This is a genomic window from Pontixanthobacter sp. CEM42, from assembly GCF_017812015.1.
In the GTDB taxonomy this organism is placed as follows: Bacteria; Pseudomonadota; Alphaproteobacteria; order Sphingomonadales; family Sphingomonadaceae; genus Pontixanthobacter.
Map to the genome: position 1 here is coordinate 1,533,052 of NZ_JADQTN010000001.1, position 17,318 is coordinate 1,550,369.

Below are 17,318 nucleotides of genomic sequence, written 5' to 3' on the forward strand. Positions count from 1 at the left end.
TTCGGACCAGCCTATTCGGCGGGTTCGAGTTCGCCTTCGACCGGACAAACGCCGCTCGGATCATCGCAATCCTCGTCGCCTTCGCCTTCTTCCTCTTCGCCAATCCACAGGTCCTCGTTACCTGCGCCGGTTACTGGCTCGTCAATCAGCGGATCAAGCTCACGCTCCGGATCATCGCGGAGCTCGACCAGGATAGTGCCAATTGTGCCGGTATCCATCGGTGTCGTTCCATCGATTTGCTCTTCAATCAGATCCTGCACCGGATCACCGCCGGGATTGTTTGTTGTTGGATCAGGATCAGGTGGCACAACCACACAGCTTGCTGGATTGGCGATCGGGCAACCGTTGATCGTCGATGCTTGATCAAAGTCAGTCGGCACGCCGGTCACCGGAATGGTATCCAAGCCAGCCGCACCACCAACGATACCGTTGATCACAATATCGACGTCCGGATTGTTGGAGTTTATCGTAACCGCATCCGCGACAAGACCGCGTCGGTCGGCGAAATCAGTGCCAGCGCCAGTGTTCTGGATCAGCAGCGCGTCATCTACTGTGAAAGTAATCGTGCTACCTTGAATAACACCGTCATCACGGGTTGAGCCGTCATTCTGACCAAGCCGCGTATCGATGTCGGCAACAGTTCCGCCTGCAATATCCGTCAGCGCCGTAGCGCTTGCCGCAACAATCGACGGCGCAGTCAGATTGATCGATCCGGTGATCGCTATATTCGCATCCTCGACACGTAGAGTACCAGTTTCAGGATCAATGCTGAGCGTCTTGCCCGCATTGATATTGAGCGTCGTGTCAGCGCCCGCATTGCCCACGACGCCGCTGCCGACCACGCCGACATTATTGTCAGCATTGAGCGACAGACTGCCATTCTGTCCGATATTGCCATCGGTCTGACTGCCGCCAGTGCCAACCGCAACTGCCAAATCATCGACCGTGATGTTGCCGTCATCAGTGCTGAGGCTGTTCGCAGTGATCGTGACATCTCCGCCGCTATGAACGCGGGAGAATTCGTCATTGTCGAGTTCAAAGCCTTGCGCACCGCCTGCACCACCCAGCGCGATATCGCCATTGGTCGCAATGTTGATGGCATCGGTCTGGTCGCTTCGACCCAGTGCTCCGTTCGCGCCAATCGTGATATCGCTCGACTGCGCATTGATCACCTGACCCGCTGCGACGGCTTGAAGGTCGATCAAGCCATTGACGTCCATCGTCAGATCATTCGCCGCTGACACTGCCGCGTTGACCGTCAAATCACCACCGACAGTGAAGGAGATATTGCCTCCGCTAGAGGTAACTTGCTGCGTGCCTTGCGTGCCCGATGTCGGCGTCGGTGAAGTCGTCACAACCGGCGCACCATTCACTTCGGTCGAACCACCGCTGACGACGGCGATATCGCCCGTCGCCGTCACACCCTGCAGATCAAGGTTTCCGCCAGTGGTAATATCAGCACCGCCATTGGTTGCATCAACGGTCGTCTGAAGATCGCCCAGTGCCGTCAGCGAGACGTTTGTGCCGGTTGCGCGAACCAGCTCTGTCACCGCCACGTCTGTGGTTACGGCCACTGCACCCGCGTCAGCTTCCAGGCTCGCTGCAACGCCGCTCAGTGTGCCAATGGTGATACCTTGAGTAGCGGTGATGTCAGCCACACCATTGGTACCCGCTGCAATCGTATCGGCGGTCAGCGCACCGGTGACATCGACAACGGCACCATTGCCACCTGTGATGCTGGTTGCAGCGACATCGCCGTCACCTGTCACCGAGACGAAATCATCACCATTGGCGCTGGTGAATTGCGCACCGCCTGCTGTAAAGATGATGACCGCTTGATCGGCGTCCAGGGTTGTGCCCGTAAAGCCGCCGCTTCCGGCATCAACGCGAATGTCAGCGCCTGCGGTCAGGGCTCCGGCGGAAACGCTTCCGGCATCGCCCGATTCCAGATCGACTGTGCCGCCTGCATCCGCCTGACCAATTGTGACCAAGCCACCTTCGACATTGACGTCAAACGTCGCAGTCGCGGTGCCGATATCGGCCAACCCGGCCGCATCAATGTCGATGATCCCGCCCGATGTTACGCTATCGATAGTGGCCGCGCCGACCAGCGATTGGCTGGTCACGCTGCCACCAGCAGTGACGTTCTGCAGAATGGTGGTTGCACCGCTTAGCGCCACAGAACCATCAGCTGCGATAGTCTGTCCGACAATCCCGTCCTGCGCTGTGGCAGAGACATCGCCATCGGCATTGATATTTGCAAAGTCGAGTGCGCCGCCACTTTGGATACCGACATTGTTGCTGCTGGTCGCCGACGTGAAGGCCACATCGCCGCCTGCATCGATTGTGAAGTCACCGCCCTGTGCATCCAGATCGCCGAAACCAACATTGCCGGTGGCATCGAAATCGATTGCTCCGCCGACTGTTACCGCGCCATTGCCGTCAATATCGCCTGCCGTCGCATTGAGCGTCAGATTGCCGCCAATCGTACCGTTGTTCAGCGCGACCGAAGCACCGGTTATGCTGGTGTCGCCGCCGCTAATCGCATTGCCGACACTCGGTGTGCCGGTTGCGGTGACTGTAATATCGTCAACCGCATCGAGCGAGCCGGTTACGGTCGTATCTGCGCCGCTGGTGAGATCGATGTTCGATCGTGTGAGAGTTTCGGCAGCGAAGGCCACTGCGCCGGGCTGGCCAGCGTTCGCCGGATTGAGAACAACCTCGAACAGATCGATACCCGTGCCGGTAGTTGTCGCAGAATCGAGCGTGAGTGAGCCATCAGCCTGTATCACGACATCGTCACCCGCCGTGACGGTGCCCAGTGTGGTGTTGCCCAATGAGCGGATCGCGACATCCTCACCTGCAGACAGCGCGCCCGTGACCGTAACATCGCCGCCAGCGAGCAGCCCAATCGTGCCGCTTGTCGGCGTTCCTGCGCTGGTTGCGGCACCAGTCAATGCGATATTGCGGCCCGATGATACGGCGATATCGCCGCCGTTGGTGGTTACCGTGCCGGCACTAATATCGCTGGCAGCACCCGCCGCGCTAAGCGCAACGCTCGAACCATTGGTGGAGGTAGTCACGTTACCCGTGGCGATCGAACCGGAAGTCGCCGTCGCCGTCACACCATTTGTAGCAGACACATTGCCCACAGTGATTGTCTGCGCAGTCAAATCGACTGCTGCGCCGCCATCAATATCGCCGGAACCAGCATTGATGCCGATCGCGCCTGTGAGTGCCATCACATTGATCGCGCCCGATGCCGTCAGCGTGTCAAACAACGCATCCGCACCGCTCGTTAGCGCAATGGTCGCGCCGTCGAGATCGCCCACCGCGATATCGCCACCGTCGAGTTGAATCGCACCGGCGGCGATGATGTCATCACCTGTAATCGCGCCAACAGCTGCAAACAGCACATCGCCGCCGCCTGTAACGTCATTGTAGCTGATCGCACCGCCAGCATCAGCGACGAAATCACCGCCTTGGACGTCGACCGTACCGAAATTGATATTGCTCACGGCATCGGCTGTCAGCGATCCGCCGATGGTCGTGTTGCCCGAAACATCGATTGAACCGAGCGCAGTCAGCGCACTCGCGCCTGGACCCGCGGTCAAATCAACACCGGTAATGTTGCCATTGCCATTATTGTTGCTGGAGATCGCGACCGTCTCCAGATCGACAGTCGATCCGGCAGCCAAGGTTACAAAGTCGATCTGACTACCTGTGACATCGACCGAGCCGCCTGCAGACGAATTACCCAGATCGACAATATCGCCAGAAATCAGGATGTTCCCGCCAGTAATGATCGAGTTCAGCCCGGTTGTCACATTGCCAATCGCCGTCGCCGTAAAGTCGGTCGCAGCCTCTGCGTGATCAACGCTGATGTTGCCCGCTGCATCGAGCGTAATTGCATCATCGCTCGAGATCATATTATCGACAATGATGTCTCCGCCGGTGGCCGTTCCATTGATTGGACCGCCCGTCGTGACATCGGTCAGCGTGATTGCGCTACCCGTCAGATCGACCTGATTGATGGCCGCAACATTGGTTCCATCTACAGTACCGCCCGCGGTGATCGCCACATTCGCGCTGCTGGTTGCCGAACCGAAGGCGACATCGCCGCCTGCATCGACTGTGAAGTCTCCGCCCTGCGCCTCCAGATCGCCAAATCCGACATTGCCGGTCGCGTCGAAATCAATCGCGCCGCCGACCGTCACCGCGCCATTGCCGTCAATATCGCCAGCAGTTGCGTTGAGCGTCAGATTGCCGCCAATCGTGCCACTTGTGAGCGCGACCGAAGCGCCGGTGATGCTCGTATTGCCGCCACTGATCGCATTGGCGACGGTTGGTGTGCCCGTGGCCGTGATTGTAATATCAGTCGCGGCATCAACCGTACCGAATGATGCATCGCCAGCCGTCGCATCGGCGCTAACCGAGCCGCCCGCCGCAACGGTACCAACGCTGATCGATTGAGCGGTCAGCGTGATATCATCATCACTATCGATATCGCCCGGTCCAGTATTCGCCCCAATCATGCCATTCAGTGCGGAGACGGTGATCGCGTTGGGCGACACGAGGCTATCGAATAGAATATCCGCGCCACTGGTTAGATCAATATTGGCCGCGCTGACATCACCTACTGCGATATCACCACCATCAAGCTGCGCCGTGCCTGTCGCTGTTACATCGCCACCGGTGATTATGCCGTTAGCATTGAGCACGACATCTGCGCTACTGGTCGCGCCGACAAAGTTGATTGCTCCATTCGCATCGACAGTGAAATTGCCGCCTTGTGCGGCCAGATCACCGAAGCCGACATTGCCGGTCGCGTCGAAATCAATCGCTCCACCAACCGTCACTGCCCCGTTGCCGTCAATATCGCCAGCAGTCGCATTGAGCGTCAGATCGCCGCCGATGGTACCATTATTAAACGTCACAGAGGCACCCGTGATGCTCGTATTTCCGCCGCTGATCGCGTTGACTAGCGATGGCGTACCACTGGCTGATATGGTGATATCATTCGCTGCGTCGACCGTGCCGAAGGACGCATTGCCAGCGGTTGCATCGGCATTCACCGATCCATCCGAGTCAATATCGCCAAGCGCAATCGCTTCGGCATCCAGCGTCACATCGCCGCCGCTATCGATATCGCCGTTGCCAGAATTGGCCCCGATCAGACCATTTGCTGCAGTAACAGTGATCGCATTGGGCGAGGTCAGGCTGTTGAAGCGGATGTCGGTCGCACTGATCAGTCCGATATTCGCCGCGTTCACATCGCCGATCGCGATGTTATTTGCATCCACATCAACATCGTTTGTTGCTGTGATATCTCCGCCAAGAACCGATCCGGTTGCCGTCAGATCGACCGAATCTGCTGCAGTCGCCGTAATGAACTGCAAGTCACCGATAATATCCGCGTTAATATCGTTGCCTGCACTGATCGTGTCGATCGCCGCACCGCCAAGGAAAGTGTCTATCCCGACCGAACCATTGGTCGACGTGGCGCCATCAATATCGATTGAATTGGCAGAGAGGCTCAGAGCAGCATCCGACGTGAACTGACCGCCCGTCAGCGCTCCACCAACACTAATCAATATCGGGCCATCCGCATCAGTTGCCGACGCAATATCCGCGTTTCCGGTGATGTCGAGATTCATTCCCGGGCTGTTGTTGTTGGAGACCAATGCTCCAGCGATCAAATTACCGCCGACACGCATGGTCAGCCGGTCACCGGCGGTCACATCGCCGACCGTTACATCGGTACCTGCATCAATATCGATGTCGGACGAATTGGCATTGCCCACCACGGCCAGATTGCCGGTATTCACCGCGTCACTGGAGGTCAGGGATAAGCCGAAAGTGTTGCTGGTCAAATTGCCTGCAGTGAGATTACCCGCCTCTGATTCAAGCGTGATTGCGCCCGATTCCGTCACGGTGACATCACCAAGGCTGATCGCGTCGGCAGTGATGTTCACGTCATTGTCAGATGTGATGGTGCCGCCGACCACTGCAACCGGATCTACACTCGCGTCGTTCCCAATGGTGATCGCGCGCCCAGAAAGCAGTGACGTAAAACTGATCGTCCCATTCGCATCAAGGTTGATAGCGTTGGCGCGATTGGTCCGACCGATGGCATCAACCACACCCAATGTCAGGTCGGTCTCCGCATCCGCCGTTAGGATGCGCGCGACAACATCACCCGTCTCGATAGTCGTGAGCGTCGATGTCAGAGTGACATCGCCCGTGCCGCCAGTGTCGATATTGCCGACATCAATCGACGCACCATCGAGCGTCAGCGCCGTGGTCGATGTCAAATCACCGCCAGCAATCGCGCCGTTCGCATTGAAGGCCAAACTGCCGCCCGATGTCGCGCTGGTGAAATTGATCGCGCCACCAGCGTCGGCGGTAAAGGTCGTACCCTGCGCATCAAGCGAACCAAATCCGATATCACCCGTGGCATCGAGATTGACGTTACCACCAACAGCAATGACCCCCGATCCCGTAACATCACCGGCGGTCGCATTGAGCGTAAGATTGCTTGCAATTGTGCCGTTATCAAGCGTCACTGAAGTGCCGGTTAGAGCGACCGAGCGGTCGCTCATCGCGGTGACGACATCCACCGCACCAGCCGCAGTCACAGTGGTTGAAACATCGGATGTGGTTGTGCCGATCACAGCATCGCCAACCGTGCTAGTGACGGCAAGAGACTGATTGGTTGATCCAGCAGATGTGATGTCAATCGAAGCTGCCGTCAGCCTTGTAAGGCCGGATCCTGTGAAGTCGCCGCCTGTCAAATCGCCGAGGACAGTCAATGTCAGTAGACCATTGGAATCCGCGCTTTCGATATCAGCATCACCGTCGACAGTGATGGTCATGCCCGGACTGACCGATTGGGCATCCAGCGCACCACTGGTCAGATTGCCATCCACATCGAGGGTTACATTGTTCCCTGCCGTGATGTCGCCTACGATGGTATTGCCGGTTGACGTGATGCTACCCGAACTGCCAGCGGTGATGCTGGTTACATTGGCATTAGCTGCGGATGTCACCGCCACACTGAGGGTGTCAGAAGTCAGATCGCCTGTGTTTACGTCGCCAACCGTCGATGTGAGCCCGACAAATCCGCCGGTTGAACGAACATCGCCGACGTCGATCAATGTACCATCAACGCTCACTCCCGCAGCGGCCAAAATGTTGCCGCCAGTGATCTGGGTGCCATCGAGATTGACCAAACGTGAGCCGTCTATTCCGGCGAAATCGAGCGTTCCAGTTGCATTGAGAACGATGTCGGCTGTTGCGCCTGTGCTCACGACTGTACCGACGTCGATATTCCCGTCCGCGAATATCTGGGTTCCCGATGCGGCAGAAACGTCCAGCGTCGTAACATTGCCGGTCGCGTCAATGCGAACCGACGATGTGCTGGTGATATTACCGATGGAAACGTCACCCGCGGTAGCGTCGATATTGGTGATGAAACCAGTGTCGAGATCACCGACATCAATCGATGAACCTTCAAGTGTCATGATGCTCGCAGAAGTCAACGACCCGCCGGTGATGGTGCCAGACGTGATAAAATTGATGAAACGGGACGATGTAAGATCGGTGAAGCCGATATTATCTCCGCGCAAGATGATATCCTGAGCGCCAGTCGCAGTACCCAAGAACACGTCGCCTGCTCCGGTGGTTGCTGCGGTCAGTCGGACGTCGCGAATGCCATCAATATTGAGCGCACCAATGTTGATGCTATTGCCTGCGTCAATCCGCGCTGTGCGATCTCCCAGATTATAGGTACCGATATTGATCGAGCCTGGAGCGGTGAAGCTGGCAGTGCTACCCGAACCGTCGATCAATTGGCCATCGGTATCGATCAGCGTTGCATTAACGTCCTGACCCACACCAATCTGGATATTGTTCGTGCTAGTCAGCGAACTGGTGCCAAGCAGGCTGCGTGCCGCGCTAATCAAAATAGAGTCGCTAGTGATCACCGCATCGCGCAGATCGACATTACCTTCAGTCGATTGGACCGCGAACTGATTGGCCGCGCCCAATATTGTCGCAATACCGGTCGTGCCCATCACTACATCGGCGCGGGTCGTGATCAGGATATCTTGGGCGTTGACCGTGCCCTGTTCGATCAGCAGTGCGATGACGTCATTATTGCTGGCTTGGCCAATCTCGATCCGGTTATCAGCAGACACATTGCCGAAGCACACATTACCCTGCAAGCAATTCGCATCGAGCAAACCGTTGTCGTCACTCAGCGCAAAACCATTCGCAGGTGCATCGTTGATATCCGCCTGTATCGAGCTTGCCGTGACTGTACCATCAAGCGCGTCGACTGCGTTACCTGTCAGGATCGCTGCCCCGCCATTTGCATTAACAGCACCGTCAATCGCAACAGAAGCTATTGGGGTGTTAGGAACAGATATCAGATTGGTAATATCGCCCGCGAGCAAGCGCAGATTGGGGCCGTTCGCGAACGGGCTTGCGAGGTTGATGAAGGATGTGGGATTGTTCGCCGCCGCGACAGTGGCGCCAGCAGCAACAATTATGTCATCTCCGCTGCGAACTGACAGAGCGTTGTCGGCAGTTGTCGAGGATCCAGCCGCGAAAGTAGCATTGCCGCCAGAGCGCACAATAATGTCGTTATAGGACTGGACCGTGCCAGTAATCGTCGCATTTTCGTTCGGATCATATTGCGGGAAGCCCGGAATCGACGTGTCGAGACCTGCATCGATGATAATACCGCCAAAGTTGGAGAGCCCCTGTGGTCCGATGGCAATCGCATCATTCAGCGCCACCGATCCACGCGCCTGAAGGAAGATAAATCGTACTGACCGCAGATCATCTGCAGTGATGTCCCCGCCTGTAAGAATTTGCATCTCATTGCCCGCATCCACGATCGAGCCGGCACCCGAAGTGAAATTACCGCCAGCGGTGGTGACAAAGTCACCAGCTATGTCGAATGAAGCAGTTGGAACGGTGTTGTTCGCATGCGTAATCAAGACGTTTGCATCAGTAATAAACTGAACCCGTCCGCCGACGACAATCTGGCCGTCACCATCGAAATTATAGACGATATCGCCGGCGGTATTGATCACCATATCATTGGTAACCGTTGTCGGACCGCTTCCTCCTGTCATCAGGAAGCCGCTCGCAAAGCGGGACGAATCCCCGGTCGTATCAACATCGAGCGAACCAAGCGTGATCAGCCCAGCCGGATCGGTCGAGAGATCGTTGATGGTCACCAGCCCGCCAATGCCGTCACCGGATTCCGACCCAAATCCGCCAACGCCATTGGCGAGCAAATCGACATCGTCAAATGACAGAATACCAGGGCTGCCCTCGAGAACTTCCAGCAGAGGCGTACCGCCAACGCCGTCACCGCCATCGCCCGAATTGCCGACAATTATCAGACCGTCATCACCACCATCACCACCTTGGCCGCCAAAGCCCGCCGCGACCAATTGCAAATCGCCGCCTTGGATGGTCCCGCCAATCGCGCGCAAAGTCGGCGAGCCGCCGGTGCCAATTCCGCCGTCGCCGCCTGAACCCGCTCCGCCGCCAGAACCCATGAGGTATGACCCGCCAACACCGCCGGCACCACCGGTGCCGCTGCTGTTAATCTGGACCGGCCCTGAGCCGCCCGAAAGCGAAATAGTGGTGCCGCTACGCGCTTCGACGGTCACAGTACCGCCTTCGGCATCACCGCCCGCACCGCCGTCACCACCATCACCGCCAGAGAAATTACTGCCGCCCGAACCACCGGTACCGCCGGCCGCATCCGCGCCAATCTGGAACAAGGTCGGATCGACTGTCAGCGTAGCACCGGTACCTTCGATGGCGAGCGAAGTGCTGCCTCCGGTCGCATCGCCGCCTGAACCGCCACGCCCGCCGGTAACACCAAAATCTCCAGAGCCACCCTGCCCGCCGGAGCCACCAGTGGCGGTAGTGCTGAGGAAGAGAGATGAGATATCGCTCAATACTGGGCCAGTTCCAACGGCCGTAAACTCTACCGTACCGCCATCCGCACTGCCGCCATCCGCCGCGTCGCCACCATCGCCAGCAACGCCGCCGGCACCGCCAGTTGCGCCTGACACGACCGAAACTTGAGCGAGATTATTGATCGTACCGCCCAACGAAATTGTCGCTATGCCGCCAATACCCGCGCCGCCAACGCCCTCGGCTGCACTATTGCCGCCATCGGCGCCTTGACCGCCTATCCCAAACTGGTTGGCCGTCAGCAGTGACGTATCAAGTGTGGCAGCCGTACCGACAATAATCGTCGCCGTCCCGCCTTCGCCATCACCACCGGTGCCTGCTGCCCCGGTCGCGCTGAAGCCACCTTGCGCGCCAGTCCCGTTGAGCGACAATACGATACCGCCAAGCGTCGTGGTTCCACCAACCAAAACAATATCTGCGGTTCCGCCAGTTCCGGCGCCGTTATCGGTAAATCCTACCGCGCCCACCGCGTCTGCGCTGAAGCCCAACGCGCCATTGATCGTCAACGCCGAATCATCGTCCACTTGAACGAGTAGCCCGCCGCCTTCGGCATCCGCACCGATCGAACCGGTGCGAGTGTCTTGGAAACCAGTGGCGCGGGCTGAGGCATCAAGGCCAGAGGTGACATTAATCGCCGAGCCGGCACCCGATGCGGTCAGCGTAATCTGTCCGCCATTCGCATCACCATTGGCGCCGACCAAACCAAAGCCTGTGGTCGAAATTCCGGCATTGCCACCCGCCGCGCCGAACGCGTCCGCATTGAGCGTGACTGACGTGCTGACCGGCTGGAAATTAACCGTACCGCCAGTCGTCGCGGACACTTCAATGGTCCCGCCAGTAGCAGACCCGGCGTCGCCGCCATCGGCGGTTAGCGGACCGGAGAAGTCATTGCCGCCTGCGCCACCAGCTCCGCCTCTACCGATAACGTTGGTGCCGCTATCATTGAGATAGGTCAGCGTGCCGCCGTCTCGCGCGATGATCTGCACCAATCCTGCAGCGCCGTCACCACCCATGCCACCATCGCCGGGTCGGACACCGCCAAAGATCGGCGAATTGCCTTCAGCCCCAGCACCGCCGGTGCCGTTGGACTGCATCGTGATCGAACTATCGGAGGTCAGAACTCCAGCCGCACCGTTGACATCGAGGATCGCCGAGCCGCCAGTGGCATTACCACCGTCGCCGCCATTGCCGCCTTCACCGTCAGAGAAACCGCCGTCACCGCCCGTCGCCGATGCATCGATTGTGGCTGTCGTCAGGTTTACGTTGACGTTGTTAACGTTGATCCGAGCGGTTCCGCCCGAACCGTCACCGCCGACACCGCTATCGAGACCAAGGCCGCCTTGTCCGCCGACGCCTCTGGCGTGCGCGATATAGACCGGATCTGAACCGTCATCCTGGTTGAGATTTATCGTCGCCGTGCCGCCAATACCGTCGCCGCCGATGCCCCCATCATTGGCGGACTCTCCGGTGCTAATGCCAAAGCTACCGCCACCTTCGCCACCCTCACCATCAGCGGAAACCGTCAAGCTGCCGAACGAAATCGTACCGCTATCGTTGTTAAATACGGCATTGCCGCCCGTGCCTGCACCGGCGGCGCCGCCTTCTTCGCCGGCAATGGGATTGAATGTAATCGGGTCAAATCGCGCGTCACCTGTTCCGCCTTCACCGCCAAAAGCATCGGCGCTGACAATCACATTCCCTGCTGTGATATCGGCCGTGCCATTCAGATTGAAGATCGCCGAACCGCCGGTAGCATTCCCGCCGATACCACCGGCAACTCCATTGCCGAAACCGCCGTCACCGCTGCTGAATTCGCGATTACCTTGCGCCGACACGGTCAGATCGTTGGTAACCGTCAATGTACCGTCGATTGCGTTAAACGTTGCGGTTCCACCAAATGCATCACCGCCGTCACCGGCAAGCGTGCCAGAGTCGAAGTCACCAAACGCACCATCGCCGCCAATGCCGTCTGCGGTGACTTCCAAATCGGTAACATTCATCGTGCCGCCGGTCAGGTTGAATGTTACCGTACCGCCAACGCCGTCGCCGCCTTTGCCGCCAGAACCCGTGCCCGGTGCACCGACCATCGCCATTGACGTGACCGGCGCAGCAGCAGGAACAATCGGTCGGCTAAATACCCCGACAGACGCAATCGCTTGGATACCGAACCCGCCAAAATCAACCGTGTCGCCAAAGAACTCCAGCGTTCCAGCGGTCGCGGGCGCTGCCGGTAGGTTTGTGATATCACCACCCTCGCCGCCAAATCCGTCAGAGCTGACCGTCACACGGCCGGCATCAAAGGTACCGCCTTCGATATTGAAGGTAACATCACCCGCAATGCCATTGCCGCCATTGCCTTCTACGAAACCAAACCCGCCTTCTGGATCGCTGAAGATCGATCCATCGGTGTTGGCGGATACCGAGCCAAAATCCATCGATCCGCCCGCACCGCGAACGGTGAAAGTCAGATTGCCGCCTTGGCCAACGCCGACATTGAACGGATCGCTATCGTCGAAGCCCGAACCACCTTGACCGGAAGCTGTCGCGAACATGCTTTGTGTGAGGACTATTCGTCCATCATCAGCAAGTAGTGCAATGTTCCCGCCGGTACCGTCACCGCCGCTAAAGTCGGAGCCAGTAGCCTGAGCGGAAAGCGACGCTCTCCGACCCGAAATCACCCCGCTCCCGGTGGCCGTAATAGAGATGTCACCCGCTTGGAAATCGCGACCACCACCGAACAGGAAGAACGCAAATCCGCTAGGCGACGCTACCGCATCAAAATCGAGCGCATCAAAGCTAATAGTTGACCCATCAGCCATCATCTCGATCGAGCCGGCGATCGTAACGTCGGTATCGCTGCCGTTCCCCGCGGAGGTGTCCACAACAATGTCATCACCGACGAGCAAACCACCACTGGTGCCGGTGTTTTGGGCGCTGATCGTCGCAGCCGCTCCCGCTGGAGCTCCGACGATGCCAGATGTCGAAACGTCAATCCGCAGATCTCTTGTGATCGAAAGCGTGGAATCTATGCCGCTAACAGAAACATCGGCGGTGGCGCGGCCCGCTGAGCCTGCATAGCGATTACCGGCGCTGTCATAGGAATCTGCACTATTGGAAAATGCCGAAATCGTAACATCGCCGAACGAATGGCTACCGCCGGTAACATCAAGCGTTACCGAGCCGGCGACGCCTTCGTTATTTTGTTCAATGCTGGAATCATCGCCAGTTGTGCCTCTGCCGTCGGCCGTAATTGCCAGCGTATTTGCGGTGAAACTACCGCCGGACAAATTAATTGTTACATCGCCACCAAACCCGTCGCTTCCCTCCTGCGCGGGACCGCTACCGCCGATTTTCCCATCACCGGCAGACAAAGTTCCAGCATTAAGGGTCGCATTACCTGCAACATCAAGCGTTCCGGCGCCGAGCGACAAGGAGATCGATCCCGCCGTCGCGTTGCCGCTGATAACTTCGCCTTTGCCGCCTTGGGCAGACGCATCAAGAACCAGATCGCCATTGATGTCGAGCAAAGCACCCTGGCCAACGGAAACGCTAATATCTCCGCCAACTGCGGCTTCACCCACACCTGTTCCGCCATTGTCCCTGATGATGAAGAAGTCATCGCGACCTGTACCGCTTGAGTCGATGACGAAATCACCACCGATCGAGATTTGCCCGGGTCCAAAGATCTGATCGAGCGGTCCCGTCGGCGGTTTTGCACCAGCCAGTCGAATCGTCGCATTGCCGCCAATTGCTTGGTTAAGTCCGGCACGGAGGGAAACGTCGCCATCAATCGCAATTTGACCGCCAATGCCAGCGCCGAAATTGATCGATTCCCCGGCGGACAGATCGAGTGCATAGTCCCCCCGACCGTCCCCGCCCATGATGATGTCTTGACCAAATTCGGGGAAGACATCGAGATTACTCGATGCCAAGGCGGTCACGTCGGAGGTGAACGTTCCACCAGTGAATTCAATCGAACCACCTGCGATCGCGGTGTCGGATTCGATGTTAATTGTCGGCGCGCTGGCGGATCCCGATTGCGTGACATTGGCACCCGCGCTCAGGATGATCGTGCCATTATCGGTGCGTGCGGCTCCGGCTGCGGCTTCATAGCCAATATCGCCGCCAACAAGCATATTTATCGCGTCATTCTTCGCGATCGAAACCATGTATATCCCGCGCGCATCGGCGTCGATGATCTGGCCAGTACCATTGACTGTTGCCTGTGAAGCGGCACCGGTTGTCGTGCCCGTATGGATCACACCGTTTGCGTCCTCGGTGCCAAGTCCAACGGTGATGTCAAAAAGACCATTATTGATCGTCAATTGCGCTTCTTCAGCGCCGACATAAGCGACCGATCCATCGACCGAAACGGTACCGCCTTGAACGACGCGCGGCGCAACAACAGCGACATAGTCACTGGCCGAAATCGTCGCGCCTGCCTCAATCACGACAGCGGTATCCGATTCCGCGACACCAGAAAACCTCGCCAAATCGCTATCGAAGCGTGTTGCGTTCATATCGCTGCTTGTGAGGATGAGACTGCCGACATTGAACGACCCTGTCGAACCCACGATCATTCCACCCGGGCTGTAAAACCAGACATTTCCGCCCGTTGCCGTCCCACCCAAAACGGTGCTTGTTACCGCTCCGTCAATGCGGATTGCGCTATCTATTCCGGGCGTGAACACACGATTGAGGACAGTGTAGCCACCCAGCGCACTGGTGAATTCTAGATTTCCGCCTGCCCCTAGGAAAGTAACATCGGTCGTAGCCGAACCCGCGGTAAAAGTGGTCCAGTTGATAATCGCATCGGCTGCAAGAAGCTCGACCACATCGACCGCGGTGCCAGGCCGGAAGTCGACTTCGCTGCTAAAGTAATTTGCCGATGCTCGAACATTGATCCCATTGGTATCGGTGTCGCCCGGGGACGGCGCGGTTGTACTTGATGTGGTCGTGCTCATGCTGACCACAGGCGCATTTGTGTTGGGCTGCGCGGCAGTGGTTTGTACTGGCGTGGGTGCAATCACAACTGACTGGGATGGGGACACGCTGGCTGGCGGCGCAGAGTTCGGCTGCGGAACCGGGACCGACGGAGCGTCGAGCGTTAGGCCTTTGCTCTGGACATAGTATGGTGTCGCGATGGGCGTGGGAAATGGTGTTGCCCCGCTGCGCATGGGCGAAATATCATTCGCCGGTCCGCGCATAACCGGCCCCCTCGCAGGGCCTGAAGCATCCATCGGCAATGGAACATCGAGGCCGGGAACGGGCATTGCATTGCGCGGCAGAGACTGCGCTGCCGCTGGACTGGCGATCATGCTAGCCAGTGCAATCGCACCCGCCATGGCCGAGCAAGAGCCGAGCAATCGCAGACGTCCGCTGCGGTTGCTATTATGTGGCTGTGCCGTGTTCCGGCCCTCTGCTTTGCTACGCATCATTCAGTCCTCTCGGCGCCGGTCATGGCGCGGTCCGCTGTCACACGGGTCAAATCTATTCGGTCCCATATCTTCAAGCGCCTCATCGGTTCCACGGCGCCAGTCTGATCGACAGGGTCATCAGCAAACGCACATCACTACGCTGCGTTTGGAAAGGCGATTTCTCCAATGGAACCGCCCCGAAAATATCAAGATTGGCGAACCTGCCCAACGTAGCGCGGACACCGCCGCCAAGTGATGAAATCGTCTGTGGGTCGCCCCCGACATTCTTGGTGCTGACCGCCATCAAATCGAAGAAGGCATAGGGTTGAAACGCAAAGCCGTTCGGCGTCTTCGGAACTTGCGATCCATAGGCAATCTCGACCTGGCCGCCATAGCCGCCGTCACCGATCACAGCCCCCGGATCGAAGCCTCGCCCTGCGGTATAGTTGCCGCCCGATACCTGCTCAAAGCTAAGCAGCGGGTCGGGCGAGAATTGCACACGCGGTTTCAGGCTGAATTTGAGTAATGGACTCGGGCGGTAATCCACCTGCCCCTGAGCGCGCACTACAAATGCAGTCGCATCTCCGTCCAAGCGCGACGGTGGAATCACGCCCGCAGCAGTGCAATTTACAAAGCCAACGCCGCAGTTTTCTGTCGCACCGAAGATGTCGAGACCCTGACGCACTTCCAGCGTACCAGCGACGGCAAAGCGCGGTTCAAACCCCGAATAGCCGCCAGCTCCGCGCAGGCTTGGCGCATCGATTGTGTTGAAATCGACACGCGCATAGGCAACGCGTAAGCGATCTTTGCTGAGCGGCAGTCCGGTGAATTCAATATCCTGATCGATGAGGTCAAACCCCACTGAGCCAATCACATTGGAGGTCTGCGAACGCCTAAACGGATAGGATGCATAGGCGGACGCCACAAAGGTGTCTGACCGAAACACATCTGGCCCCGCAATATCTGGCGTCGACTTGGCAAAGGTCAGATTACCACCAAACTTCAGACCTTCGCCGCCGACGCGGAACTCGTGCCCGAGTTGCGCGACCTGCTGTTCTTTGAACTCGCTGGTGATGTAATAACTGAGCGTTGTTTCATCGCCGAGGCCCGTCAGACCATTGAAGCGCATCCGCAGCAGCCCGCCGAAGCGGCCGACCGATTTCGAACCGAAGTTCTGGATGTTGGCGTCAGAATAGAATGGTGTCCGCGCGACATTGAAAATGCCCACAACATCACCCGGTTGTGCGCCAGTCTCACGCGATGCAGGCTGTAACACCAGCCGCACATCCAGGCCGGGAATATCCCGCGCGAGCAGCAGATAGCGCTCCGCATCGTCAATATTGAACACCGGCTGGTCGACCAAACGGTCAATATATTTCTGTAGCAATTTTCCCGAAGGTCCCGCCTCACCGCGCACTTGCACTGCACTCATCCGGGCAAGCACCACATCGAAACGCACGACGCCGTCAATTTCCTGCACCGGCACTTGCACTGCCGCGAGATAGCCAGCTTGACGCAGGATTGTCGCCGCGCGATCGCGAATGTCGCAGATCGCAGCGACCGCCAGTTCCTGTCCGACCAGATCACTATAGGAGGGCGTTACGATTGACGGATCAATCCGCTCTAGACCCGTGAACTCCGCCCCAGTAAACGTGAATTTCAGATCGGCAAATTGCGGCCCTGCGAGTGGGCATGGAGCCCGCTCAATATCACCATCGACCGTAACAGCTTGTCCTTCAGTGCGCAGTTGCTGCTCAAGCCGGTCACGCTGAATTTCCTCCCGAGTGAGTTGTGCTGTGGCGGGCGTAGCCAAGGCGAGGCTAGCAGTCGCAATGAAAACCGATCCACAGAACTTCAGAAATTTTGAACGCATAGAGTGTTTGCACTTCTTATTGTTTT

General features: G+C 57.9%; 2 protein-coding genes. Both read right to left on the bottom strand.

Annotated elements, in window-relative coordinates:
* Positions 1-11: 11 nt before the first annotated feature.
* Positions 12-15,440, bottom strand: a complete 15,429-nt coding sequence (locus J9777_RS07415; RefSeq protein WP_209348084.1) for a hypothetical protein — start codon at positions 15,438-15,440, stop codon at positions 12-14.
* A 79-nt stretch (positions 15,441-15,519) separates the two neighbouring features.
* Positions 15,520-17,292 carry a ShlB/FhaC/HecB family hemolysin secretion/activation protein gene (locus J9777_RS07420; RefSeq protein WP_209348085.1) on the bottom strand — a complete coding sequence of 591 codons (1,773 nt, stop codon included), beginning with the start codon at positions 17,290-17,292 and terminating at the stop codon, positions 15,520-15,522.
* Positions 17,293-17,318 lie beyond the last annotated feature (26 nt).

What these genes read in the sequence shown, in the direction of transcription:
- J9777_RS07415 (WP_209348084.1), bottom strand. Translation starts at nt 15,440, where the DNA reads ATGATGCGTAGCAAAGCAGAGGGCCGGAACACGGCACAGCCACATAAT.
- J9777_RS07420 (WP_209348085.1), bottom strand. Translation starts at nt 17,292, where the DNA reads ATGCGTTCAAAATTTCTGAAGTTCTGTGGATCGGTTTTCATTGCGACT.